General features: G+C 59.6%; 22 protein-coding genes. 14 read left to right on the top strand and 8 right to left on the bottom strand.

Annotated elements, in window-relative coordinates:
* From IEX84_RS14395 to IEX84_RS14355, 9 genes are all read left to right on the top strand, one after another.
* Nucleotides 1-2,927, top strand: a 2,927-nt coding sequence (locus IEX84_RS14395; protein ID WP_188873249.1) for an ATP-binding protein, incomplete at its 5' end; no start/stop codon positions are given.
* Nucleotides 2,924-3,805 (top strand): bifunctional DNA primase/polymerase, encoded by an 882-nt coding sequence (locus tag IEX84_RS14390; RefSeq protein WP_188873248.1) that lies wholly within the window; start codon nucleotides 2,924-2,926, stop codon nucleotides 3,803-3,805. The genes IEX84_RS14395 and IEX84_RS14390, both read left to right, overlap by 4 nt.
* Nucleotides 3,805-5,322 carry a primase-associated protein gene (locus tag IEX84_RS14385; RefSeq protein ID WP_188873247.1) on the top strand — a complete coding sequence of 506 codons (1,518 nt, stop codon included), beginning with the start codon at nucleotides 3,805-3,807 and terminating at the stop codon, nucleotides 5,320-5,322. Before IEX84_RS14390 ends, IEX84_RS14385 begins: the two co-directional genes overlap by 1 nt.
* A gap of 615 nt (nucleotides 5,323-5,937) precedes the next feature.
* Nucleotides 5,938-6,657: a winged helix-turn-helix domain-containing protein gene (locus tag IEX84_RS14380; RefSeq protein ID WP_229732398.1), complete on the top strand. Its 720-nt coding sequence runs from the start codon at nucleotides 5,938-5,940 to the stop codon at nucleotides 6,655-6,657.
* Nucleotides 6,654-7,211 carry a hypothetical protein gene (locus IEX84_RS14375; protein ID WP_229732397.1) on the top strand — a complete coding sequence of 186 codons (558 nt, stop codon included), beginning with the start codon at nucleotides 6,654-6,656 and terminating at the stop codon, nucleotides 7,209-7,211. The genes IEX84_RS14380 and IEX84_RS14375 overlap by 4 nt, the downstream gene beginning before the upstream one ends.
* A gap of 696 nt (nucleotides 7,212-7,907) precedes the next feature.
* Nucleotides 7,908-8,159, top strand: a complete 252-nt coding sequence (locus tag IEX84_RS14645) for a hypothetical protein (RefSeq protein ID WP_229732396.1) — start codon at nucleotides 7,908-7,910, stop codon at nucleotides 8,157-8,159.
* A gap of 213 nt (nucleotides 8,160-8,372) precedes the next feature.
* A complete protein-coding gene (locus IEX84_RS14365; protein ID WP_229732395.1) occupies nucleotides 8,373-8,558 on the top strand; it encodes a hypothetical protein in 186 nt (61 codons plus the stop codon).
* A 125-nt stretch (nucleotides 8,559-8,683) separates the two neighbouring features.
* On the top strand, nucleotides 8,684-9,655 hold the full coding sequence (locus IEX84_RS14360; protein ID WP_188873244.1) for a hypothetical protein: 972 nt from the start codon (nucleotides 8,684-8,686) through the stop codon (nucleotides 9,653-9,655).
* Nucleotides 9,652-10,527: an IS1096 element passenger TnpR family protein gene (locus IEX84_RS14355; protein ID WP_188873243.1), complete on the top strand. Its 876-nt coding sequence runs from the start codon at nucleotides 9,652-9,654 to the stop codon at nucleotides 10,525-10,527. Before IEX84_RS14360 ends, IEX84_RS14355 begins: the two co-directional genes overlap by 4 nt.
* 117 nt (nucleotides 10,528-10,644) lie before the next feature.
* On the opposite strand, the gene IEX84_RS14350 is transcribed toward IEX84_RS14355, so the two are convergent.
* Nucleotides 10,645-11,598 (bottom strand): transcription initiation factor IIB, encoded by a 954-nt coding sequence (locus IEX84_RS14350; protein WP_188873242.1) that lies wholly within the window; start codon nucleotides 11,596-11,598, stop codon nucleotides 10,645-10,647.
* Nucleotides 11,599-12,242: 644 nt separating this feature from the next.
* Here IEX84_RS14350 and IEX84_RS14345 point away from each other — a divergent pair.
* Together IEX84_RS14345 and IEX84_RS14340 are read left to right on the top strand one after the other, a co-directional pair.
* Nucleotides 12,243-13,439, top strand: a complete 1,197-nt coding sequence (locus tag IEX84_RS14345) for an AAA family ATPase (protein ID WP_188873250.1) — start codon at nucleotides 12,243-12,245, stop codon at nucleotides 13,437-13,439.
* A 105-nt stretch (nucleotides 13,440-13,544) separates the two neighbouring features.
* Nucleotides 13,545-13,769 (top strand): hypothetical protein, encoded by a 225-nt coding sequence (locus tag IEX84_RS14340; RefSeq protein WP_188873241.1) that lies wholly within the window; start codon nucleotides 13,545-13,547, stop codon nucleotides 13,767-13,769.
* A 227-nt stretch (nucleotides 13,770-13,996) separates the two neighbouring features.
* Here IEX84_RS14340 and IEX84_RS14335 read toward each other — a convergent pair whose 3' ends face one another.
* From IEX84_RS14335 to IEX84_RS14325, 3 genes are all read right to left on the bottom strand, one after another.
* On the bottom strand, nucleotides 13,997-14,296 hold the full coding sequence (locus tag IEX84_RS14335) for a hypothetical protein (RefSeq protein WP_209590444.1): 300 nt from the start codon (nucleotides 14,294-14,296) through the stop codon (nucleotides 13,997-13,999).
* Between the two features lie 203 nt (nucleotides 14,297-14,499).
* The gene (locus IEX84_RS14330) at nucleotides 14,500-14,802 is read right to left on the bottom strand and encodes a PqqD family protein (RefSeq protein WP_229732400.1); all 303 of its coding nucleotides are present in this window, start codon (nucleotides 14,800-14,802) and stop codon (nucleotides 14,500-14,502) included.
* Between the two features lie 50 nt (nucleotides 14,803-14,852).
* Nucleotides 14,853-16,814 carry an OPT family oligopeptide transporter gene (locus tag IEX84_RS14325; RefSeq protein ID WP_188873239.1) on the bottom strand — a complete coding sequence of 654 codons (1,962 nt, stop codon included), beginning with the start codon at nucleotides 16,812-16,814 and terminating at the stop codon, nucleotides 14,853-14,855.
* Between the two features lie 273 nt (nucleotides 16,815-17,087).
* On the opposite strand from IEX84_RS14325, the gene IEX84_RS14320 reads away from it, so the two are divergent.
* Together IEX84_RS14320 and IEX84_RS14315 are read left to right on the top strand one after the other, a co-directional pair.
* Nucleotides 17,088-17,351, top strand: a complete 264-nt coding sequence (locus tag IEX84_RS14320) for a hypothetical protein (RefSeq protein WP_188873238.1) — start codon at nucleotides 17,088-17,090, stop codon at nucleotides 17,349-17,351.
* Nucleotides 17,352-17,864: a hypothetical protein gene (locus tag IEX84_RS14315; protein WP_188873237.1), complete on the top strand. Its 513-nt coding sequence runs from the start codon at nucleotides 17,352-17,354 to the stop codon at nucleotides 17,862-17,864.
* A gap of 43 nt (nucleotides 17,865-17,907) precedes the next feature.
* On the opposite strand, the gene IEX84_RS14310 is transcribed toward IEX84_RS14315, so the two are convergent.
* From IEX84_RS14310 to IEX84_RS14300, 3 genes are all read right to left on the bottom strand, one after another.
* Nucleotides 17,908-18,435 (bottom strand): DUF7342 family protein, encoded by a 528-nt coding sequence (locus IEX84_RS14310; RefSeq protein ID WP_188873236.1) that lies wholly within the window; start codon nucleotides 18,433-18,435, stop codon nucleotides 17,908-17,910.
* 296 nt (nucleotides 18,436-18,731) lie between these two features.
* On the bottom strand, nucleotides 18,732-19,019 hold the full coding sequence (locus tag IEX84_RS14305) for a type II toxin-antitoxin system RelE family toxin (RefSeq protein WP_021780587.1): 288 nt from the start codon (nucleotides 19,017-19,019) through the stop codon (nucleotides 18,732-18,734).
* Nucleotides 19,009-19,302 (bottom strand): ribbon-helix-helix domain-containing protein, encoded by a 294-nt coding sequence (locus IEX84_RS14300; RefSeq protein ID WP_020221905.1) that lies wholly within the window; start codon nucleotides 19,300-19,302, stop codon nucleotides 19,009-19,011. The genes IEX84_RS14305 and IEX84_RS14300 overlap by 11 nt, the downstream gene beginning before the upstream one ends.
* Before the next feature lie 605 nt (nucleotides 19,303-19,907).
* On the opposite strand from IEX84_RS14300, the gene IEX84_RS14295 reads away from it, so the two are divergent.
* Nucleotides 19,908-20,798: a DNA-binding protein gene (locus IEX84_RS14295; protein ID WP_188873235.1), complete on the top strand. Its 891-nt coding sequence runs from the start codon at nucleotides 19,908-19,910 to the stop codon at nucleotides 20,796-20,798.
* A 253-nt stretch (nucleotides 20,799-21,051) separates the two neighbouring features.
* On the opposite strand, the gene IEX84_RS14290 is transcribed toward IEX84_RS14295, so the two are convergent.
* A partial coding sequence (locus tag IEX84_RS14290) for a hypothetical protein (RefSeq protein ID WP_188873234.1) occupies nucleotides 21,052-21,384 on the bottom strand: 333 nt, incomplete at its 5' end.

Here is a 21,384-nt window from a genome sequence, read left to right as displayed (position 1 = left end):
ACGCTGGACTCCGCAAAGAAGACCTGCGCAATGGGCGAGACACGTGGGCGCAGCGGATCATCGGTGGCCTACTCGAGTTCGGGGAGTCCGAACGCGACGAGCGCGAGTTGAGCGATATCGTCGAACGCCGCCTCAACGCGATCGAGGCGACGAACCCCCAGCGCTCGTTCACGGCGAACATCCGGGCAGTCGGTGTTCCAACCAGCGACGACGGCCAGGACTCACTCGACAAGCGACTGTCGTCGCTTGCCCCGGTGTTCGACCCACTCGACGGCCCCTTCTACGATGTTGAGTCCGAACGAGTGCGTTCGAGTGGGTTCCGCGAAGCGAAAAAAGAGAAGAACGCGCGCAAGGCCCTCCAGCGCCTCCTCGATCGCGACATCGTCACCGGCCGGTGGAAGACACGACCCGACTTCGTGCTGAGCGGGCGCGAACTCGCGCACTTCCTCCTCGTCCCTTCCTCCGAACAACTCTCAATCGAGGGCTCTCGCGGGACACGGGCAGAACAGCAGAGTCGGAATCCGCTCCCGCGCCCGAATCCGGATCTTCGCGAGCAGTTCCGTGAGGGAATGGCGATCGGCTACGCGCTCGACGAAACGGGGGATCCAGAGGACGAGCCAGTCCGCATTCCTCCGGATCTGCTCACGACCCACTACGGACGTTTCGCGTCGACGGGCGCCGGCAAGTCGAAAGCGATCATCAACGATGCACTCTCCCTCCGCGAGACGACTGGTGGCCCTGTCGTCATCGTCGACCGGAAAGGCGACGGCATGTGCCAGAACTATCTCCGCAGCCACCACGCACAGTTCGACGACGCAGAGGACGTCTACCACTTCCGCGTCCCCGAGACCATCCCCGCGTTCTCCTTCTTCGACATCCGACCCGCACTCGAGGCCGGCCGGAATCGAGAGGACGCCGTCCAAGATAAGGTCGATCACTTCCATGACATCCTCCGGATGATCCTCGGCCAAGAGAAACACGAGCGGGCGTTCGTCGCCAACGAGATTCTCAGCCAACTCATCAAGGCGCTCTTCGACGCCGAGTACGGTAGCGACGTTTTCGGACTCAACGACCTCTTCACTGCGGTCCGCCGAATGCAGGACGAGCAGACGATTCCGCCCGTCTCGATGGCGAACCAACCAGTCGAGGAATCCTTGTCGCGCCACCTCTCGAAGGAGGAATCCCAGTTCCAAACGTCGATGGACGCCGCCGGGAACCGCCTCGAACAACTCCGCGAAAGCCCCCATCTCCGACGTGTCTTCAACCATACGCCCGCACAGAACGACGCCGGCGAGTACGTCGAGAACCACTTCGACTTCCGGAACTTCCTCGACGAAGACGTCACCATCCTCCTCGACCTCGGTGATCTGCGCCCCGAGGCACAGCAGGCAGTCACGCTCCTCCTGTTGAGCAACCTCTGGGACGCCGTGCAGGTGCGGCGGCGCGACGGCCAAACCGACTACGAGAACCTAACCAACCTCATCATCGAGGAAGCCGCGCCGGTCGCGTCGACGCGACTCGTCTCCGAGCAACTCCTCCCCCAGGGCCGCTCGTTCGGCCTGAGCATGGGACTCGTGATGCAGTTCCCCGGCCAAGTACGCAATCGCAGCGAGCGCGCCTATGACGAGGTCTTGAACAACATCAAGACGAAGCTCATCGGGAACATCTCGATGGAACGAGACCTCGCGGAATCGCTCGCACACGAGGGATTGAGTCCGACCGAGCTCCGGAATCGCGTGAACACACTGCCGAGTGGGGAGTGGATCGCCCAGCTTCCGAGTCCGGCATTCGGCGAAACCGGCCCGTCGCCGTTCTCGATGAAGCCACTCCCCATCGCTGAGGGCCACCCGGAGAGCGACACTCCGCTCACCGAAATGGAAGCATCCCAGTTCGAGTCAGTAACACTCCCACGTATCGTCGAGCGGACGCAACAGCAGTATGGCCTCAGCGCAGAATCCGATACAGCCGCGGACGACGGCTGGGGGAGTGGCTCTGACAACTCCACATCGCCGGAGGAGGAAACCACCCATTCCGAGTCGACGATGCTCAGTGGCTCACCCAACGAAACCAGTAGTGACTCCACCGCTACCGAGAGCAGTCCGCTTCTCGGCGGTGGAGACTCCACAGACAACTCGGAAGTGTCGGCCCCCGAGTTGGCCTCTTCGGAGTCAGAAGCCGATACATCGCCGGTTGACGCTGGTGGAGTGTCCGTCCCTGATGCAGAGTTGGAGCGGCGCGGACTCAGCCGCGACAATGCACGCTTCCTGCAGGACGTCCTCGACGTGATGAACGGTGCCGACGACGCCCAATCCCTCCTTGAGCCGATGAGCACTCTGCAAGACGGCCGTGATGAGCTAGATATCGACCGGCTCGTTGACCAGAATCTCCTGTCGAAGACGCTCGTTTGCCGACGAACCTACTTTACCGTCCTGCCAGCCGGCCGGGAGCTGCTCGGGCAGAAACTCGCAATCGGCCCCGGAAAGGGCGATATCGGTGAGCGAACACCGCATAAGGTCGGCGTCGAACTCCTGCGTCGCTGGATTCAGGACCGGGATGACGTTACCCGTGTCGCAACGTATGTCGAGCACGATGCAGACACTGTCTTCGACGTTGCTGGCTTCGATGACGACGAGACCCTTGTCTGGGTTGGCGAAGCCGAACTCCCGAGTCACAATCGTGTTGCACCAATCGAGGATTACGAGAAGATGAGTCGAGTCGACGCCGAGGCTGTCTGGGCGTTCAACAACCGCGAAACGGCACTCGACATCCTCGACCAACTTGCAGACCAAGACCGAATCAATCAACGCGTCACCGGCCGGGATGCACGGTCATTCACCAAGATTCGTGCTGTCGTTGACGACCTTAATGCACCCGGACTCACGACGCTTCGCAGCTTCAACACACTCGACGAGGCCTATAACGAATGACGTGGCGTGCCGCGACTCGCGACGACCTCAACACGTACTACACCGACGAATTCCCCGACTACGTCGACGATCTCCCGTCGTTCATCACGGCAACCGGGCCGAAACAGTACGCACTCGCGTTCGACCACCCACATCCCGTCCGGAAAGACGAGGTGCCGGACAAGGACTTCGTTCGACGGGATACGTGGCAGACCGATACCGCCGGTGAGCGCCAACAAGCGGAGTTCGACGAGCTCGACGACGTCCTCGACTTCATCCAGCATCCCGCACGGAACGACCCGCTCGACGGAAGCGAATTCGCACTCGCTGATCCCGGCCTCCTTGACCAGTCAGACCCGCGTCCGGATGCAGTCTACTACGCCCTCGATAACTGGGAGCGCCCCTGGGTGCTACTCGTCGACATCGACGCGAAGACGATCGCTCGCGAACGCGCCGCAGACGCACTGCCACAAGACACGAGCGAGCGCGACGACGAAGCACTTCTTGAAGCGACCGGCATACTGGATGCAGACCCAGCGGGCTATCCGTATGCGTTCGCGGATATCGACCAAGCGATCGAGTACGGGTTCGAGGTGCGCGATATCTTCGCGGACGACTTCGACGCCGAGGAGACAATGGTCGTCTACAGCGGCCAAGGTGTCCACGTCTACCTCCTCGATACCGATCTCGCCCACCGCTACGACGCACAGAGTCGTGAGGTCCTCAACGACCTCCTCCTCAAGTCATACAACATCCCAATTGATCCAGTCGTCACTGCTGATCGGCGTCGCGTCGCCCGCCTCCCCTACTCGCTCCACGCCGATGTCTCCCGTATCGTCCAACCGATCGAGTCTCCGCAGTTCGACCCACGGACTGCCACGCCAGCTTTCCTCGACTGATGGCTACCACAACCCCCACAGACGACGAACGCACCGCCTACCAAGTCGCCTCGCTCCCCACCGAGTATGGGGAGATTCGGATTAACCAGCTGTTCACGCGTGGGTTCAACCGCTATACCGTCGACGGCGAGGACCAGCCCCAAGACCTCCTCGACGACCTCGAACGCTTCGGGACGGCCGCGTTCAAAGACGACGTCCGGAATGCGGCAGCACGGGAGCCGTTCGTCGACGAGCCAGGCACACTCGCAGTCCTCGCGACGCTGAGCGTGATCTGCATCAAAGCGCACCCGAAGTTCGAGGACGTCCCCCCGCGGAAGATCCAGCCACTCTACGACGTCCGCGAACTCTACGTGAACAATCTCGGCTCACTCATGCGCGACTACAGTGACGGCACGCTCCAGCAGGATATCGCGGAGGTCCTCTACGCGAAAGATCCGGGAGAGGATGGCCCGCATCCGGGACGTGTCTGCACCGGAATCAAGGAGATGCCCGAGTTCGACGGCGGCCTCTACCTCGAAATCCCGATGGCCGCCGCCTCCCGGCAGTGTCTCGTCCGCGACGACCAACGACCCAGTGATGAGGGTGAGACGGCAGAGATTCGGACGCGTGTGAAGGACAACAACCTGTACGTGCCGGCCGGTGATTTCGACGAGAAATACAGCGAGTACGCACGAGACGCGTTCAAGACACTCCTCCGCGTGCAAGAAGATGGGCTCTCCGAGGATCAGCAGACGTGGTTGGTGGCGAACGAGTCGGCAATCACTGAGCGGATCGACCGCTTCCTCGAGGGTGGCAACCACGACCGAATTTGGCGAGACTGGGACCGAGGTGAACGTCTCGTTCGCGTCCTTCGAGAGGCAGTCACCCACGCCGCAGATGACACGGCGACGGTTGGGGCGTTCCACTCCGCGCAAGCGCTCTATGACGCGCTGGCTGCCTACGAGCCGGACGCAGCGTGGAAACAGAGCATCCAGAATCGGGTGTCGAGTCCGCGCAGTCTCGGCAACCTCCTCGTCTCGCAGCAAGACCCCCGCAGACTCACCGTCAAGCACGACCGAGAAACGAACCAGTACCGGATCGATGCGTCGTCACGTGGCGCCCACCCGATCACCGTCGAGTCGATCGAGGACCTCTTCGAGCTGCCCTGCATGGCCAACATGGCCGAACGCCTCCAGGAGAAGAAGCCCGTTCGGAAAGACCTCTACAACTTCGTGCGGATGGTGATGTGGCTCCCACAGTACCAAGAGAGCAGTCTGGACGAAATCGTCGCCGACCTCAAGGACGTCTTCTCCCAGTGGCCGTGGTACGACGAGCAGGAGACTGAGTACCAGATCCGCTACGAGTTCTCCAACACCATCAATGGCGACACCCCGCTTCCGATGAACTGCGATAACGACGATCTCCAACGCTACTGTATCGGCCAGGATCAATGCGACTACTCGATCTGGGGTAGTGTCCCTTTCCCGGATGAAATGTACGACCAACTCGACGGACCGGGTTCCACGAGCGAATTTTAGCCCTCGAGTACAGAAATGTCTCTATCACGATAGGTCGAGAGTAGTCGAAGAATCCGCCTCTTCTCATTCCCGTCGAGCAGATTTCTTTGGGTTTCAGACTTTCTACCCAGTGGTCTGCTGATTCAATCTGGGTGAGGCGGGTAGTCGAGGAGAAAGACGGGTCGTGAGGACGTCTAGAGGATCGGCTGAAGTCCGAGGTTTTCGCGTGATTCTACGGGTTTGAACCCGCCGTCGAGCAGAATCCTCGAAATCCGGTGCAATACGCATCTCGTCGAGCAGAATTCTATTCTCTTAAATCTGCCCGACGAACCTCTGCGCGAATCTAAGCCCTTCATTCTACTCGCTGTACCTTCGAGATCGTCCAAAGGAAGGGTGAGGTACAGAAGTGCAAACGCCACTGGCTACGGTAGCCTAGAGGTAGGGTGGTCGATGATTGAGCGAGAAGTGATATCAGAATTCTAGCTATCGCTGCAGAGGTGGAATTCTCAGTTGTGATGCGAGTCAGAGGTGGGTCCCACTATGTTCTTAACCAACAGCTAGTTGGTGCATTGCTGGTGTGTTGGTTAACGCAGGTTTAGAAGGGACGACGGCGATATCACGAGTGGCCTACGGGAGTTGGCGACGCTGCTGGGCCGGGAACTCGATGAACTCCCCAATTGCATCATCGGGCAGTGTCTCCTGCTGGAAGACGCCTTTGAACGAGTCGGCGAAGCTCGCGTGAACGCTGGAGGCCTCTACTGGCAATCTATTTTCTCCACGGAAAAGATTATCTTCCTCTACTGCGTAGTGTGTGGTATGACTGGTTCGGGTGAACAGGCGGACGAACCGGGGTACGTGTCGCGGTGGAAGGAGGCGACGACGGGGTTCGACCGAGTGCGGTCGGTCGCGTCGTCACTCGAAGAGCCGCGAACGGCGGGCTGGATCGCAGACGAGGCGTACGTCTCGGAGCCGACGGCGCGTGACCACCTCGAACGGCTCGTTGACCTCGGCGTACTCGTCGTCGACGAGACAGGGCGGGGGAAGATGTACTATCCGGATCCCGTCTACACGCGGTTGACGGCGATTCAGGAGCTCGTCGCGGAGAATTCGGAGACAGAACTCACCGAGCAGGCGACAGCCATCCAGGCAGATATCGAGGCGTGGCAAACGGACTACGCTGTCGAGACGCCGCGTGAGCTTCGCGCGTCGGTGACGGAGGATATCGCGGTTGCCGAGGCACAGGAACGACTCCAGGCTGCGGCGGATTGGGAGTCCGCCCGCTATCAGCTCTCCCTCCTTCGGGACGCGATTGACCACTACGACAGCTATACTGCGCGTCCATCCGCGTCCGTATGAGTGAGGACGCACCGGCGACGCAGCCGAAGCAGCCCGCCACCGATCGGCTCCGCGGGCGTCGTCCACCCTACCCGGATGGTGGGCGCGACGCATCGCAGGTTGATGTTGAGAAACGCCATCGGATCTTGCGGTCGGTACGCGAGCAGCTCGAACGCCATCCAGCGATCCGTTCGGCTCGCGGCAGTCCGAACGGACAGTACGCGAACGTTGCGGCTGACGTGAACCCAGCGTACTTTGGTCGTGACGCCGAGTCGGCGTCACTCCAGGTGACGTGGCAGCCGAACCCCCGCTTTCCACCCGGGACGAGTCTCGACGACCGCCGACGGACGACGTTGACGTCGAACTTCACAATCCACTATACTGAGTCGTCTGGATTCGACTGTGGTGTCCATCTCGAGCCAAATCCACATGTTGCGGGGCATCTCCACTATCAAGAGCGGGACGCGCCCGATGCGGAATACGACTACGACGCGGTGTGGCTCGACGCCGAGTCACCTGTCGGCGTACTCTGGGAAGTCCTCGAGTTACTCGACGATCGGTTCCACGACACATAGCACCCACGAGTTCTGAGGACTATTGCACGGTGTGTCTCGATGAGTTCGGTTTGGCGTTCTGGGGAACTCATTCTAAAGAACTCGCTGTGTCTGCGAGTCCAGCACTACGATGGACTGCGTCAACCTCGCCACAGTAAAATGATGTCGCGGCTGACGGACTGAGCTACTCTTCGTCGTCCTCAGGTGTTGCCGCGAACGCCTCGTACAAGTCTTCGTTCTCCGCCACATCCCGATTCATGCGGCGGTGGGCGTCTTCATGCATCGTATCCCTGTCTGCGGTGCTCGTGGATTTAGTCTTTCGGGGATCGACGCCCGCACACTCATTAATGCGGCAGTCCACTTCGGAGCGGCGGACTGTCGCGACGGCGCCTCAGATGCACGACTACTCATCAGGGAGTCAACGACGAGACGCTTCAAGGGTCGTGGTACTCGGTTATGCGCCTTCCTCAGTCGTGTGTCTCCGCCGGTCGTGTTTGTCGCCCCTAGTAGGGGTAGAGGGGCCATTGAGCACCTCCTCAAGCAATTATGTCCGAGCACGACCAGCGACACGGAACGCGGCGTCGCAATGCAGAACTCGAAACGGAACAGCGCCCACGAACACCACTCCAACTCCACGTGCCCAACGACGTCAGCGAGTTCGCGATCCGGCGGTTCGTCGAGGGGATTATCTCCGAGTTGAAGCAGTCTCCCGTTGGCGTGGAGTACACGTCGACGACACTCCTCGGGACGAAGCGCACGCAGTACATCGCGCAGGGGTCGGGGACGATGTTCCAGAAGCGACTGTATGACCCACGGCTGGGGTGGCGAGAGATGTCCGTCCGCCAGCTCACCGTCCAGGACGAACTCGTCGCTCGGCTCACGCTCGATCGGCCAGTCGAGGACGGCCAGTGGGCGCGACGCCGCGACTGCTGTCGGGTTCGCCCCGTCGGCGTCCTTCGGCGTCGCTAGATGAATTCTTAACCAACGTGCTACGGTCTATCGATAATCCGTTGGTTAAGCCTGAGACCGCGCACGCAGAATGCGGTAGTTGGTGGGAAGGTTCACAAGCGCACCAGTCGTACACTCAGCCACGAACCCCACGTCCCGATGACGCGATTCCCTAACTCATCCGATCCACGACCCTCACTCCCAGACTGGGTACAGGAAGCCTACGAAATCCTCGTGGATGCAGCAGATAGCCCAGAGAGCGAGTTCTCCTACGAGGAAGCATATGCACTCCTTAATGAATCGGACACGTTCTCGGCAGAACATAGCGATAGCGAGTATGCCGTCAAGCGCCTGCTCAACCGTGGCTATCTCTACGAAGCCGATGGCACACTCCGCATCACCGAGACAACCTTCGACTAGGCAGACACAGGTCTATTTCGTTCTTGGCGACTAACTCGAACTCTGATCGGGAACCAACTTCCGGGGCACGAGTTCCACGCGACGTTCCCCGGAGCGTTATAGACTCAGAACGCGTAGACGGTGGTATGCCCTTCAGCGCCACGTGGCACACACTTCTTGACGAACTCGACAAGTTAGAGGAGGGGGCTGAGCTCATCGCACCGCTGTCCCACGACCGATTCTGCATCACCGACGTCCAAGAGTATCGCGTCGTCGTCCAGTTCAGTACCACAGAGGAGACACGACCACTTCAGCACGACCAGTTCGAGACGCTATACCAGCGGATTCAGGACATGGATGGGGAGTTCGATCTAAGCCTGCTCCCATCCGACACCGACCCATATCCCGCGGTACTAAGCCTGCACCCCCGCTTCGAGATCGACGAGGACGCGGGCGTGATAACCGAAGTCGACGCCGCGACGGGGACACAACTCGTCGACGGCGACCCGGAGACCACTGCGAGTGAGCGCACCGAACCAGAGGGGGTCGACGTCTACTCGGATACACTCCTGCTCGTTGACGCGCTCGAACGCCACGACGTCACCGACCTCAGCCAGTTGGAGACGCCCGCATTGGTGAACCTCTACACGCTGCTCTCTGACGTTCAGCGGGATGCAAACGACTTCCGCCGGGATGTCGCCGACGTCCTGCTCGACCGACTCCACCACGACCAGCCTGTTCACGGCCAGTATGGGTCGGTCCAGCGTACCGCTCGCCGCAATCGGTCGCTCAAAGACGACGCGGACGTTCTCGCGGTGTTGGAAGACGCCGGTATTGAGCGCGAGCGCGTCATGAGCGTCGATCGCGAGAAGGTCGACGAGGCCCTCGACGTCACGGGCCTATCTGAGGCAGCGGTCTACGACGTCGACAAGAGCGAGTACGTACGCAAGGCCGAGGTCGACGAAGAGGTGAAATCATCCCGTCTGCAGGGGCTCAAAGACCGCCTCGCGGCGAGCGATGAGGCCGAGACCGACGAACTCCGAGAGGAGATTGAGGAACTGGAAGACCGGATCGACGAACTCACGAGTTTCAACACGGGGAGGGAGATGCAGGGATGACGGCCTACCGGTTCCGCGTCAAATTCGCCCCCGACCCGACGTCGCTGTGGCGTGACATCGTCGTCGGCGCCGACCGTACGCTCGACGAGTTCCAGACGACGATCAACGCCGCGATGGGCCTCAACCAAGACCACCTCTGGTTCTTCGGTATCGACGAGGACTACTGGGAGAGCGACGTGAAGTACCAGTGTCCAGCGGAGCACGAGGACCTCCCGAGCGGCCAGCCGATGCAGTTCGGGGAGACAACGTACAGCGCGGGCGCCACCACAGTCGGCGAGATGGTCGCACAACTGGATCTCGACCAGTACGACCGCATCTGCTACCTCTTCGACTACGGCGACGAGTGGCGCTTCTACGCGATCCTCAAAGAGGTCGTTGACGATCCCGACCGCCGAGCGGCCGAGGTCGTCAAAGAGAAAGGCAACGAAATCGACCAGTATGCGTCCGCCGGCGAGGACGGATCACCGCTTCCAGATCGCCTCCAAGAACTCGGGCTTCCCGACACGGCGGTCCCGACCGCCGACCTGCGTGCACTCGAAGACCGCGACGACGTCGCACACGTCATCGTCCTGTTGAGCATCGAGACCGGGTTCGGGGCGGTCTCCGAGCGGTTCATGATTCAGTTCGACGACGTTGGCTACCTCTTGGAGAACTCGCCGCGCGGCTGGGAGGTCATCGAGGAAGTCGACGGCGGAGACAAGACCGAGGAATCACTCCTATCAGCCCTCGTGAGTGCGGCGCGGGAGTGGCACGCCGAAATCGCCGAGATAGCGTCGGCTGCGTCCGGACAGGTTTTCGACGACCAGACGGTTGAGGCGATGAACGTCGAGTTGAACCAGGGGCTCGAGCGGACGGGGTATAGCCACCTGTGAGTACGTCCTCGATCAGATGACGCCACCGGTCCCTCAGTATTGGCGCGCTTGTACGTGCGACTGGGGTCTCAGAACGCGTAGAAGGGGACTGCGGCTGTGACCCAAACATCAACACTGCTAGACACCGAGATCCATCGCTTCTATTTGTTCCTGGTAGCGGTTGCGGATGGTGACCTCGGTGACGTTCGCGACGTCGGCGACCTCTCGTTGGGTCTTTTTCTCGTTGCAGAGGAGGCTCGCGGCGTAGATGGCGGCCGCCGCGAACCCAGAGGGGGATTTCCCGGAGAGAAGGCCCTGTTCGGCGGAGGCGTCGACGAGTTCACGGGCCTTGGCGATGACTTCCTCGGAGAGGTCAAGCTCACTCGCGAAGCGTGGGAGGTACTCCTTGGGGTCGGTCGGCTCCATCGCGAGACTGAGTTCCTGGGCGACGTAGCGATAGGTGCGCCCGATCTCCCTCTGGTCGACGCGGGAGACCTCCGTCACTTCTTCAAGCGAGCGTGGGATACCCTCCTGTCGGCAGGCTGCATACAGACAGGCAGTCGCGACGCCCTCGATAGAGCGCCCGCGGATGAGGTCTTCATCGAGGGCGCGCCGGTAGAGAACTGAGGCGACCTCGCGGACACTCCGCGGAACGCCGAGTGCGGACGCCATGCGATCCATCTCGGAGAGCGCGAACTGGAGGTTGCGCTCGCCGGCGTCTTTCGTCCGGATGCGCTCCTGCCACTTGCGCAGCCGCTGCATCCGATTGCGCTTCTTCGAGTCAAGTGTCCGCCCGTAGGCGTCCTTGTCCTTCCAGTCGATCTGGGTCGTCAGGCCCTTATCGTGCATCGTCTGCGTGGTTGGCGCACCGACGCGGCTCTTCTTGTCGCGCTCGGTCGAGTTGAACGCCCGCCACTCCGGGCCGCGGTCGATCTGGTCATCGTCGAGAACGAGCCCGCAGTCCTCGCAGATACGCTCGCCCTGATCCGTGACGATACTCGTCGAATCGCACTCCGGGCAGTGCTGGGTCTCGTCGCCGGTCTGCTCCTGCTCGGCCTGCTCTTCGCTGCGTTCTCGAGTCGGCCGTTCCATTCACCTTGTGACACCCTCTAATCAAATATAGGTCTTTGCCTACTGCCAGTCCCAGACAGCATCGGTTCAGTCCCAAGTGTCAATCCGACAGGAATGTTTTCTGGATCTAGACCGTAATCGGATGGTCTCTAGAGTTCGCCGCACTCGGCGTGCACCGCCGTCGGTCGCGACGACGATCAAGATCGTACTCCGGGAAACATAGTGAGGAGTGGCCGGTTCGGAAAGGCCAGATGAGAGGAACCGAGAGGGGGAGGGGTCATTTGGAGTGTTCAGTGGTTTGAATGTGACCAGGGGTAGAGCGAGGAAGAGGATCAAGAGGTCATTTGGAGTGTTGCCGGGGGCGAGAAGCTGTGAGGAGTGCGAATTTATGAGAATATGGGAAGAATGACGTAGGATGCTGTAGTGTGTGGTATAGTGTGGTTGTTGTTGTGTTGTCTAGTAGGCTAGTTCTAGACTAGAGGGATCTAGTCCATAGAATATATCTATGCATTCCGGCAACTTCTCGAATATCGAGCCTTCTCCCTCTCTTATTGTATCGAACACTCCAAATGACCTCCCCCTATATGACTTAAAGAGATCGGTCACTCAGAACAGTCCAAACACTCCAACCTACCTTTATGGTTATCGAGTGCGATCGATAAGCCATCATGGGGCTCTTCGGTGATCTCGACGACACCATCTACCAAGACAAGGACGTCCTGAAAGAGGACTACCAACCCGACGAGATCCTTGAGCGCGAAGCCGAAATCGAGGAGTACAAACACGCGCTCTCCGACGCCGTCTTCGGCCGCACCCCGGACAACGTCTTCCTCTTCGGCAAAGCTGGCGTCGGGAAGACCGCCGTCACCAACTACGTCCTCACCGAACTCCAAGCCGAAGTCGACCAGCGGGACACTGCCGACGATGTCCATATCTCCCGCGTTAACTGTAACAACGAGAGCGTCTACTCGATCGTCCGTACACTCATCAATAACCTCATTCCGCCCAGCGGCGACCGCTTCCCCGCAAAAGGCCCGAGCAAAGCCGACGCATTCGAACGGCTCTATCGGGAGATGGAGCGTGTCGGAGGGACACACTTCTTCGTTTTCGATGAGATCGACCATCTCTCCGATCCAGACAGTCTCCTCTATGAATTCCCCCGTGCACGCGCCAACGGCTACCTCGAGGACGCTCGCGTCGGCATCATCGGCATCTCCAACAACTACACCTTCCGCAATACCCTCTCCTCCAAGGTCAAATCCACGCTGATGGAGCAAGAGATCTCCTTCTCCACCTATGACGCAACCGAACTCAGTACCATCCTCGAACATCGTGCCGAGCGTGCATTTGTCGACGGTGCGTGTGACCCCTCTGCGATTCAGGCGTGTGCGGCCTTCGCGGCGAAAGACGATGGGTCTGCACGGCAAGCGATCGACCTCCTGCTTGGGGCTGGCGATAACGCCGAGAAGAACGGCGACGACCTCGTTACCGCCGACCACGTCGAAGCGATTCACGAGAGCGTCTCACGCGGCCAGCTCAAAGACAAGATCGCCGATCAGACGATGCACTGCCAGCTCGTTCTGGAAGCGCTCGCACTCCACCAGCGGGACACTGGTGACACCGCACGCACGAAGCAAGTGATGAACCGCTACCAGTCAGTCGCCCGCGACCACAACGTCGACCCACTGACAACGCTTGAGTCGATCCGCGGCCACCTCGACGACCTCAACATGCTCGGCTTCCTCCTCCGTACCGAAGAAAACCGCGGACAGGGAGGTGGCCGCAGCTATCGCTGGGAGGTCGATATGGACATTGAGACCGTTATCGACGTCCGCGAATCAATCGACAGTACGCCAACGTAGGGACCGTCGCCAGCTATGGCCATCATAGGTCCTAGATGCGATCACTAAGTGCAGGAAGTGTGCGTAGATATGTAATATTATGTGTAGAGATTGCGTAGGAAGAATATGGACGAGATACTCGATGTTCTGGATCTGCTTGCAGACTCAGGACTTGAAGGAGCCATTATATGGGTATTTCGCATCCTCGGTCTGCTTGCTATCCTTGCCGGAATCGGTGTCTGGCTGTTTACCAATATCACTCTAGTCGTTCCTGTCGTTCTCATCATCGTCGGTCTCGTTCTCATCGTTGTTCCTGGAGTCCTGCTCCAAATTGCCGAGCTTGCTGGATAACCGAGGATACACTCGCAATCCCGGAAGGATCTGTGTGGTGCGTACTTGTCTTCCACAACGACCCGTGGTACACGACTAGATCAGTAAGCACGAAATCGTACTGATACTGCAGTGATGCAGACCAGCAATTCTGCCGGCTGAGAGTACTCTATCCTTCCCTTCGCCGGCTTCACATTGAGGACGTACTCGCCGAAGTCCTCAGCTGGGCTGAGGTACTGGAGCGAGTATTACCCTGACTGGCGTGTCGTCGGCAACGCCGTAGTGAAGTCCTCAACGAACTCCGCAAGAACCTCGTCGGGGCCCAAATCGTGAGTGTGGATGGGGGGTTCCCAGAGTTCGACGTCGAACGCGTGGGCCGCCGTCGCGTCGCCATCGGTCGCGACCACCATCAGAATGGCACTCTGGTAGATGACGATCGTCCGGTCGGCGTCTACCTCCAGATGTTCGATGTACGCGGCCTCCAGTCCCGCGCGAAGATCCACGCTGTCAGCGAGTTCGCAGTGGACGACCGGGTCATCATCTGCCATTCAATCAACCATATGGAATCGCGTGCCAAGTATACCTCGCACCATGACCGTCCTCGTCGCCCACTCTTAACCAACACTTCCGGACTATGGACGGCTGTGTTGGTTAACACTGGGTACCATCGAACGTGACTACCGTAGAGTTTGTCGGCACCGTCAACAGCGTCCGCGACCGGTCACCTTCATCTAGACACCATCGGTATGCGCTATCGGTCTGTACCACGGAATGAAAGGAGTCCGCGTTCATTGAGCTGTACGAGGAAGTATGATAATGTCTCGTCAACTGGCTCGACGCGCTGTGCGTCATATTCCTCGGCGATAACGGTAGCGATATCTGCGACGGTATAGTCGCCGTTACAGCAGTTCCAGACTGTTGATCCTACTGGATCAAGGGTGAGTTTGCGTTTTCGATCCGTTCTAAATAATTCAAACAAAACCTGATCGATACGATTTCGGGCTTGTATTTCCCATGTGATCGTAGCATGGCGTGTCCCATTCTCAGTCGTCATCGTCCAGTCGGCACACCTGCGAACCGGAACCGAGTTAGGATCATACGTGCTCATTGGCTCGTTCCTGATGGGGCACGCAGAATGCTGGCTGTGAAAAGAATAACGAGTATAATCACTGCGACGACGCCAAGGGCTTGCTGAAGAGCAGATGAGAACCCGATCGGGAAGGGGGCGCCGCCACTCTCACCGACACCCGTAATATATAGCCCGCCAATGACAATTCCCATAATAGCCTCGCCGGTGATGAGGCCAGCGGCGACGATCCGGCCCCGATACGTCGTTTCCTCAGCACGAGTTCCGTCTTTATCGTCAACACGTGTGACGTATCGATCAACCCCGCCACGAATCAACCCGCCAAGGAAGATCGGAGTCGCAAGTGTAATTGGGAGATAAATCCCGACTGCGAACGGGAGCACCGGAATTCGCATGAGAATCAATACGCACGCGAACACGGCGCCGATGAGTATCATGCCCCACTGCGCAGTCCCCGTAAGTACCCCTTCAGAGATCAGCGCCATCATACCAGCCTGGGGTGCAGGAATAGTACTGCTTCCGATACCGTACGCTTGATTGAAGAAATACAGGACCGCTCCAGAGAATACGGCTGAGATGGTGATTCCAACAAGCTGTGCGATCTGCTGTTTCCGTGGAGTAGCGCCGAGGAGATAGCCCGTTTTCAGGTCTTGGGAAGTGTCTCCCGCGACTGCCGCTGCGATTGCGACGACCGACGCAGTCACTAATACGACAACTGGATCGGTAACACCGGTGGATTTCATTGCGAGCGCGGCGATGAGGATCGTCGCGACTGCCATCCCAGAAACAGGGTTTGAGGAACTCCCGACGACACCGACGAGATATGCAGAAACCGCAACAAAAAGGAACGCAGCAATAACAGCGATAACACCGCCGATCAATCCAACTTGGACTTGAGGCAGAACGACGAGTGCGAGCATAACGAGCAGGGCACCACCCCCGACAAACTTCATGGACAGATCGCGCTGCGTTCGTTTTTGCGAAGAGGGACTGGTGTTCGCGGAACCACGAAGCTCTGCAGCGGCGGTCCCGAGTGCATCGGTAATCGTCTTCCGCATCGAGATGATAGCATGGAAGCCACCGACGATCATCGCCCCTGCACCGACGTAGCGAATATACTGATCCCACACGGCGTTTGCTTGCGCCATTAGTCCGGCGTCGGCGGCTTCGGGCGCAAACCCACCTGTGATGAGCATCGGGATCAACATTAGCCACGCGATGAGCCCACCACCGAACACGTATCCGGCGATTTTTGGCCCGATAATATAACCGACACCGATGAGGGCTGGTGTGAAATCCCCGCCGATCGCAAAGCCCCGTGTTTCGCCAACAGAGAACGCAGTCTGGATGGTCGTCCGAAATGCGGCCATCCCACTTGCGAGCCACATGTAGAGGGCGCTGAGGAGGAACCCAAAGGAGATGAGTTTCACGCCGCTTTCACCGCTGTCACCTGCCTCAAGAACGTCGGCGCACGCAGTCCCCTCAGGATAGGGGAGCGTTTTGTGTTTATCAACGATGAGATACCGCCGCATCGGGATCATGAATAACACGCCGAGCAGACCGCCAAGAATGGCAACGGTTGCGGTGTCAATCATATCGATAGGTTCACCAAGGAAAGTAACACCTGCGATGGTGAAGATGACACCTGCTGCGAGCGCTTCGCCAGCCGATGTCATCGTCTGGACGATGTTATTTTCAAGGAGAGATCCGCCAATGCCAACGCGACGGAGGACATAAAATAGACCCATACTCATCACTGCTGCGGGAATAGAGGCGCTGATGGTCATACCGGACCGCATACCAAGATACATATTGGCGGTCAGCATAATCACATTAAGAACGAGACCAATTGCAACTGCCTTAACCGTGAGCTCAGCGACGGTCCGACTTGTCGGAATAGTGGGACTAGGTCCATCGCGAGCAGATTCGCCGATTCGGCTGCTATCGTTTGAGTGATTGCTTGGTGTGTCTGATGACATATGACTGCTAGGTGGGTTGCAGACGGTTCTAGCCGTATGGCTGGTACCATGACTGGCTAGTAGCGGCCTGCTATGTTTGTTCCGAGATAATGTACTTCAGTATATGTAATATGAGTTTTGAACTCAAGTTATTGGCTCCGGAATTGGGAGACAATCTGTATTTAATGAGGGAAGACCTGATTTACATTGGATTATATCAAATAATGATGTCATATTGGTACGTAGATCTGGTATTTGTGCTGAAGACAACAGCCCACGGGGTCAGTTCTATCGTTGACCTCTCACGTTCGAGCGGACGCACTCGCGGACGTCCTCAACGAGGACCGTACCGACATCCTCGTCACCGCACTCCGTGAGTATCTCCAAGACGCAACGCATGACGATGCACTCGTCCAAGAGATTGCCGCTGCCTACTACGACGACGGGATCACCTACGAGCAGCTCAAGTCACTCGTTAGTGCCGAGGATGCCGCGAACAGCCGCGTGCTGAAAGAACAGCTCGACCAGGACTACATCGACGACGTCGCCGATCTCTAAATGACCGCGCTCGTCGCGGATACCTCTGCCCTCGTCAGTCTCGGAACAGCCGTCGGCCACGATCCAAACCCACTCGATCTCTGTTTCGACATCTACGACGTCCACGTTCCACAGAGGGTCAGTGATGATCTCCGGAAGATTGCGTCCTATGACGACGTACACGCCGACGCAGCGACGGCAGTCCTCGATCGGGACGATGCAGTCTCTGTGACAGCAGTGACGCTCGACGCCGACTTCCCACTCGATGACGGTGAGAACGCCGCCGTCACGCTCGCGAACGACCTTGAGGCAGCGCTCTTCCTCTGTGACGAGTTCAACAGCCTCGGTCTCGTTCATGCCTCACTCGCGGACACCCGTCTCGTGACAACGCCGACGCTCCTCTCAGTCTTCGTCCGGAACGACCAGCTCTCGTCGACGGACGCACTCGCGATACTCGATTCGATCAGTGACGGTCGGAGCTGGGAGACGAACAGCTACGTCAAGCGCGCCCGCACACTCCTCAACGACACGTAGACAGTATCGCCCGATGCCTGGTCTCGGCATCTGATAGACAGTTTCAGCGAGAAAGGCTTCTGCAGTCTGACTCCAGACGGTGTTTTGCCTCGGTGAGGTCACGAAGCCGTCGCGTGATCGCGCGCCACTCACTCAATCGGTCGTAGGCCTCACCAAGGTCGTCAGAGTCGACGTCCGCGAGTACGACAGCGTCGGGCGAGGCCGCCTCGAAGGACGCCGCAAGGTCGCGTTCTCGCTCGCGATACTCCCCGATCGCGTCCGCGATCGCCTCCGGCGTCTCGAACTCCCGCATCAGTTCGGTAATCCGGCGGAACTCGACGTACGCCTCATTACGCACGAAACGTACCGGGTCGTCCGTAGCTTTCTCGAGGATGCCGCGTTCGACGAGCCACTCGAGATGTGGCCGTACCTCCGCCGTCGCGCAACCCGCCCGCTCCGCAATCTCCATGACCGACGTCGGCGCCGTCAGCGCCATCCCAACCTCGGAGGCGCGCTCCGCCACCGTTCGCGCTTCCAGCCTCGTCTCCCACTCCCCAGTGAGGTCGAGATCCGGCGGGGTTTCCTCCGACATTACTCATCACTACGTCGTCGACCCCCAGTAGTTTGTGGGTGCTCGGCTTGCTGAACGGCAGAGTTGGAAGCGGGTACCGCTCGCTTCTTCACCGAATTTACTGGAAACGGTGGTGTGTCGAACGCTCCAATTAGTGGTCTAAACACCCTTGATAGACCGTTATCCACCGGTCTCGGTGAAGTGGCGCTCGAGGCGGGCACTCGGATCGCGACGACGGGTGAGTCATCGCGTCAAGCCCGACTGGGTGGTTCGATTCGCGCTTGACGTCGGCCTCCCTCGTAGAGGAGAAGAGTCAGTCAGTCGTCAGCTGTGTAGGCTCCGCTCCGGTGTTCGATTCGGTGAACTTCAAGGACGAGCGCGTCCCGGTCAAGGACACACGCAAGTCGATACTGCCCGACGCGAAGCTTCTCGAACGGGCCACCAGTCAGTGGTTCAAGATAGTCGTCCGGATCCCGCCATGGGTCGTCGACAATCTCGTCAAGCTTTGAAACAATCCGATCCTGAACGTGGTGTTCCAGATTGTCGAACTGCGTGGCAGCGCGTGGTGTGAACTTCCACGTCCACTCGTCATCCTTACTCCCCATCCGTACCGTCGTCCATCATCGCCAGCACGTCCTCACGAGACACAAGCTCCTCGTCCCCAGTCCGAAGTTCGTGTTCGCTTGCGGCAATCTGCTTCCAGCCCTCACGCGAGAACTCCGGATGCTTGACCGCGTCTCGCGCTGCATAGCGGAGGAATTCACTTCGTGAGTTGAAGCCTTGTTCTTCCCACGTCGTGTCGATATCATCAAGGAACGCTTGCGTGAGTCGGAGATTGACCTGGACAGTCTCCGGCCCATCCCCCGTTGAGCGTTCGGCATCAGACATGATATACTAGTGCTTTACGTCCGTATATTAGATAAACATTCCCCACGAGAGTCTAGCCTCCCGTCAGACACTGGCGGACTCATTTCTGAGTGTGCTGTCCGGTTCGTACCAGACTCACAACGGCAATACGCCGATTAGGGGCACACTCGGTTGACCGGTGTGACGCGACGGTTCGCCGCGCTCGGCGCGTGCCGCCGGTCGCCTGCTCACGGTTCACGGTGTTCACCGTTCGCGTCGCTCGCGACCGACCAGTCCGGGCGTGCGGGCGCTCTCCGCACCGCCCGCACCCGTTCCGGGCTAAAATGAATATGGTCTCGACGCCAGCGCTTCACCCGTTCGGGTCCGGGGGACCGCGGCTAGGCCGCCCGCGACGGACGGGGTTGCGTCGCGGCGAACGGGGAATGCGCTGGTCGCTCGCTCCCGGCGGGTCGCCGCGCGCGGCTGGATAGTGGCCGCTGTGTCGAGCGCTCTCGCTCGCCCCCGCTGGGGGCGAGGCGAAGGCGCGAGCGAGAGCGCAGAGACGTCACTGTCGGGTCGTGTGAGGAATGCCGCGATGTAGTAGCATCGCGGCGAGTCGGCGCGTGAGCGCCTTCAGGAAAACTGCAATGTCCAGTAACAACGCGAGTCAGAAGGTTGTTTCGGTGGCTGAACAGTTTGGCGACGGCGAGCGCGAGACGGTCGACGAAGATGGCTTCACGGTGGTGGCGGAGACGCCGGCGTTTCAGGCCACGATCCAAGCGGAGACGCAAGCGAAGGTGGACGCGAACCACCCAGAGGGAATCGCGGACGCGGATCAAGAGCGGATTCCCGGTGTGACGCTCGCACAGGAGGAACGCATCAAGGCGCGCGAAGCAGAACTTGAGCGGATCAGCGCTCAAGCAGAGTTGGGCGAGCAGGACGGGCGTGCACGGCGGGCACGCGACGTCGCGAGCGAGCGGAGCGCCGCGTGGACCAGGGCGTTCGAGCGGCGGGCGGCCAGCGTGGACCAGTCGCTGAGTCCCGATCACGACCCACGTGAGGTGCTTTCGCAGGAAGAACTCGGGGCGGTGAACGAGCAAGCCTCCAGGTTGGCGGGCGAGCTCGATGGGTGGTCGCGGGCGGCGATCAGCCGGCGGCTCGCACAGGCGGTGCGCGACGGCGCGGACATTCCCAGTGCCGTCCTCGACGTGAAAGACGACCTCGAAGCTGCGCCCGGACAGATCATCCCCATCGATCGGGTTGGCGATGTCGATCGGCAGGAGGTGAGTGTTCGCGGCCGTGTGAAGACCCTCTGGACGCCCTCGAGTGCAAAGATCGCCCAAGTCGGCCTCCTCGAAGATGACTCTGGGACGGTCAAGTTCACGGTCTGGGAGAAGAGCGCGCAACCGGCCGTAGCCGAAGGCGAGACCGTGTGCATTCGGGGGGCTGCCCGGAGCTGGTACCAAGGCCGGGTATCCGTCACCTGCACTGGCTGGACCACCATCAACTTCCCCGAACGCGGCCGCTACTGGGAGTAACACGACCAAATCGGGCTCTTTCTTTTTGTCTTCCGGACCAGACCCAGACCCACCGCCCCACCCTCCGCTCCGTGCTCGCTCCCACAAGGTCACTGCGCGCGCAGCCACGACCTTCCGTCCAGCTTTGATCGGTTCATTGTCAACTGGGCGCATAGACTGGTCAAACGGTGGTACGTCGCCTTCCAGACACCCACACGAGCTCTATCTGAATATTCAGGTGAAGGCCCTCGGCTGACAAATAGGAGCCGCACGGCTAGCCGAGCGTGTGGCCGTGCCAGTCGACGAGTGACTGTGTCGAGGTCCCACAGCGCGCACACCGTTGGCTCTCAATCCGGTGCTCACCCTCCTCGCAGACGCCGTCGACAGTCGGGATGAACCCCTGTCGAGGGGTGTCTTGGTGTATCTGGTCCTTTCGGTCGCGGTCGCGTGGATTGGTGCAATCGGGGTTCGGACATCGCCACTCGCCCTCTCGGCGCTTCAAGTCGGTCTTGCAGACCGAGCAGATCAGTCCTGGGTGTGTGTCGCTCTCCTCGTCTTCGTCCTCTTCTTCCGCGATCCCGATCTTCTCCGCGTAGTTGTCCACTGA

The organism is Halarchaeum rubridurum (genome assembly GCF_014647115.1).
Classification (GTDB): domain Archaea; phylum Halobacteriota; class Halobacteria; order Halobacteriales; family Halobacteriaceae; genus Halarchaeum; species Halarchaeum rubridurum.
This window is presented reverse-complemented; position numbering and strand designations above follow the sequence as displayed.

Excerpts from the sequence above, each read along its gene's own strand:
- IEX84_RS14310 (WP_188873236.1), bottom strand. The coding sequence starts at position 18,435 with ATGTCGGAGGAAACCCCGCCGGATCTCGACCTCACTGGGGAGTGGGAG.
- IEX84_RS14305 (WP_021780587.1), bottom strand. The coding sequence starts at position 19,019 with ATGGGGAGTAAGGATGACGAGTGGACGTGGAAGTTCACACCACGCGCT.
- IEX84_RS14350 (WP_188873242.1), bottom strand. The coding sequence starts at position 11,598 with ATGGAACGGCCGACTCGAGAACGCAGCGAAGAGCAGGCCGAGCAGGAG.
- IEX84_RS14390 (WP_188873248.1), top strand. The coding sequence starts at position 2,924 with ATGACGTGGCGTGCCGCGACTCGCGACGACCTCAACACGTACTACACC.
- IEX84_RS14335 (WP_209590444.1), bottom strand. The coding sequence starts at position 14,296 with ATGGCAGATGATGACCCGGTCGTCCACTGCGAACTCGCTGACAGCGTG.
- IEX84_RS14330 (WP_229732400.1), bottom strand. The coding sequence starts at position 14,802 with ATGACGACTGAGAATGGGACACGCCATGCTACGATCACATGGGAAATA.
- IEX84_RS14375 (WP_229732397.1), top strand. The coding sequence starts at position 6,654 with ATGAGTGAGGACGCACCGGCGACGCAGCCGAAGCAGCCCGCCACCGAT.
- IEX84_RS14315 (WP_188873237.1), top strand. The coding sequence starts at position 17,352 with ATGACCGCGCTCGTCGCGGATACCTCTGCCCTCGTCAGTCTCGGAACA.
- IEX84_RS14360 (WP_188873244.1), top strand. The coding sequence starts at position 8,684 with ATGCCCTTCAGCGCCACGTGGCACACACTTCTTGACGAACTCGACAAG.
- IEX84_RS14340 (WP_188873241.1), top strand. The coding sequence starts at position 13,545 with ATGGACGAGATACTCGATGTTCTGGATCTGCTTGCAGACTCAGGACTT.
- IEX84_RS14295 (WP_188873235.1), top strand. The coding sequence starts at position 19,908 with ATGTCCAGTAACAACGCGAGTCAGAAGGTTGTTTCGGTGGCTGAACAG.
- IEX84_RS14300 (WP_020221905.1), bottom strand. The coding sequence starts at position 19,302 with ATGTCTGATGCCGAACGCTCAACGGGGGATGGGCCGGAGACTGTCCAG.
- IEX84_RS14325 (WP_188873239.1), bottom strand. The coding sequence starts at position 16,814 with ATGTCATCAGACACACCAAGCAATCACTCAAACGATAGCAGCCGAATC.
- IEX84_RS14385 (WP_188873247.1), top strand. The coding sequence starts at position 3,805 with ATGGCTACCACAACCCCCACAGACGACGAACGCACCGCCTACCAAGTC.
- IEX84_RS14355 (WP_188873243.1), top strand. The coding sequence starts at position 9,652 with ATGACGGCCTACCGGTTCCGCGTCAAATTCGCCCCCGACCCGACGTCG.